Origin of the sequence: Xenorhabdus sp. PB62.4 (genome assembly GCF_014467285.1) — a bacterium.
Classification (GTDB): Bacteria; Pseudomonadota; Gammaproteobacteria; order Enterobacterales; family Enterobacteriaceae; genus Xenorhabdus.
Genome location: NZ_NKHR01000117.1, coordinates 1 through 601, shown reverse-complemented (window position 1 = coordinate 601; position 601 = coordinate 1). Strand labels below are relative to the sequence as shown.

At 49.8% G+C, this 601-nt stretch carries 1 protein-coding gene; it reads left to right on the top strand.

The genetic code is table 11. The features are described from left to right. On the top strand, positions 1-478 hold a 478-nt coding region (locus Xenpb_RS19495), incomplete at its 5' end, for an IS3 family transposase (protein ID WP_187655756.1). Positions 479-601: the final 123 nt, after the last annotated feature.

The window sequence follows — 601 nt, the reverse complement described above, 5'->3', positions numbered from 1 at the left end:
CGTTCGCATAAAAGAGGGATGGTGCTATCTGGCTGTGGTCACGGATTTATTTTCCCGCCGGGTGGTGGGGACGGCCATTGGTTCTTCGCCTGATGCTGAGCTGGTCTGCCGGGCACTGAACAATGCATTGGAAACGCGCCATCGTGAAGGACGGCTGGTTTTTCATTCAGACCAAGGCAGTCAATACAGGAGTAAAAAGTTTCGCCGCTTACTCTGGCAAAATAAAATTATCCAAAGCATGAGCCGCAAGGGCAACTGCTACGATAATTCCCCCATGGAACGGGTATTCCGGAGTTTGAAAAGTGAATGGATCCCGCCAGAAGTCTATCGGGACATTCATGAGGCAATGAGGGATATCACCGACTATTTGGGCGGGTATTACAACGACATCCGTCCTCATAGCTTTAATGGGGGAATTTCTCCGGCTGAATACGAACGACAGTGGGAAGAGGCTAGAAATGTGTCCGAAAGTTCTTGACCATATATGGACGTCCCCGGTTATGCAAGCATGAATTGATACGGTTTGCGCCCATATATCCGGCGTCATTATGGACTCATTTGTCCGCGCCATGATGTCATCCGCACCCTGTTTCCTTATCAC